This is a genomic window from Metasolibacillus meyeri (assembly GCF_003049505.1).
Lineage (GTDB): Bacteria > Bacillota > Bacilli > Bacillales_A > Planococcaceae > Metasolibacillus > Metasolibacillus meyeri.
Genome location: NZ_PYWN01000225.1, coordinates 1 through 1,900, shown reverse-complemented (window position 1 = coordinate 1,900; position 1,900 = coordinate 1). Strand labels below are relative to the sequence as shown.

Genomic DNA, 1,900 nt, shown 5'->3' with positions numbered 1-1,900 from the left:
ATATTTTGTCAATAATAAATTTGTAAATTTATTAAAAAATGTTATAATAGTCTTAGTATTATTTTTTTGAAACGTATTTCAAATTCCGCTGACACTTTTACAGATAGAATTTGAATACGTTTTTTAATATCCTTTTTTAAAACTCAAACATATACAAGGAGGGCTAGAATAATGAATCTAATCAATAAGAAAGTTACACACAAGCTTTTTGGCATGGGGAGCATAGTTAAACATAATGATTCTAGCGTTGAAATACATTTCGCATCGGAAAGTAAAATGTTTATTTTCCCTGATGCATTTGAAAAGCACCTAAAACTACAAGATAAAAGTGATGCGAATTTACTCGATACAATTATACAAAAAAGGGAAATTGAACGAAAAGAAGATGAATGGAAGAAAGAAGAAGAAATAAAACTACAACGAAAAAACCAGAAACTTCGCTTGGAACACGAAAAATTGATGAAGCATCATAAACTTCATTCAGAGTCACAAATGGTTTTTTGGTGTGACAAAGAAGAACAGAATAGTTCCTTTTCAGAGTGGAAAGTTTTTTCGGGCGTAATAAAAAGTGGAAATAATAAGGGAAAGCCAAACAAACCAAGTCGCTTGCATCAAAATAGCGCTGTCTTGTTGACAGCCATAGATTCTAGTATGCCTGAAAAGGACAGACGTATCTTAGGTGTCTATATGGTAAATGAAGAGTTTTTCGGTAAGCTTTGTGAAGATGGAAATATTCCTGCTCATTCAAAATACAGACTCCAACTTACAGAACAGGAATCGGATCAACTATTTTTCTGGAAATATTATCAAAACGAAAAATCTCCCGAAAAAATGTCATGGAATACAGGTAAATACCGTTACTTTGATAATTTATGGATGGCTCAAATTTTGCTTGATATAGTCTCATTAAAAAAGGACACAAAGGAACGAGAGCTAGCACAACAATTTTTCAAACATTTTTGTAAAATGAATCAGATAACAATTCAAGAGCTGCCAAAACCTAATGGCACCTTAATGCGTATTTAGATAGTTATTTGCAAATCGTCTGTCCTTCCCTTGTACTCGTGAACTTGCTAGAATATACAATTCCTTTGGTGCATGAGCCGAGGTGGAGTATATCAATATTTTTCTAGTACAGAAGAAATGTTGAAGTGCATTCTAGAGGAAAGAGATGAACAGTTTGAAAAGAAAATCCATTACCTTATCCAAAACAATCAAAGTGTTTGGGAAACTATAGCGTCTATTTTAGATGAGTACAATAAAGATTCATTTAACAAAATAAGTGCAGTTACTTATGAATACTTTGTTACAGGATGGCGTAGTTAAGGAATGGAGCGTATCCCCTATTTACTTATGCGCTTCAATCGTACAAGAGACAACCTTATCAAAATGCTTCAAAAAGGAGTAGATACAGGGGAATTTTCTCCAAAGCAGCATCTTAGTACAATTGCCACTTTTATCGTAAATGTTACGGATGGTATCTTATTGGAAACACATCTTGCTGGAAAAAAAGAAGCTGATACAGAGGGACAAATAGAAGCCTTAAAATTATACCTCAAAAATGCATTGCAGATTTAATTTAATGTACTAGAAAGTCAGCTTGAAATAAAAAATAAGTGCATCTTAACGCACAACAAACAGCTATCTATCCTAAAATAGTTCAGGGTAAATGGCTGTTTTCTACATATCGCTTGCAGTGTACGTATGGTACTGTAAAAGTTCTAACTATTGGTGGATTGGACTTCTACATCGTTGTTATCTCTGATTTTTAGTAATAAAGTGAAACTTCAATCAGTGGGGGTTTTCCTCCTCCCCACTGATTGTTGATAAAGGAACACAACCTAAACCTGTGAAAACGCTTGTGTGACCAACATCATGTTGGCCTCAATCGGGTTTTTAC

At 33.7% G+C, this 1,900-nt stretch carries 2 protein-coding genes; both read left to right on the top strand.

The genetic code is table 11. The features are described from left to right. The first annotated feature begins 171 nt into the window (after positions 1-171). Positions 172-1,026, top strand: coding sequence for a malate synthase (locus tag C9J34_RS21140; RefSeq protein ID WP_107842136.1), 855 nt, complete (start codon positions 172-174; stop codon positions 1,024-1,026). A 303-nt stretch (positions 1,027-1,329) separates the two neighbouring features. Next, entirely contained in the window at positions 1,330-1,578 is a 249-nt protein-coding gene (locus C9J34_RS21130; protein ID WP_107842134.1) for a hypothetical protein, read from the top strand. The last annotated feature ends 322 nt before the right edge of the window (positions 1,579-1,900 follow it).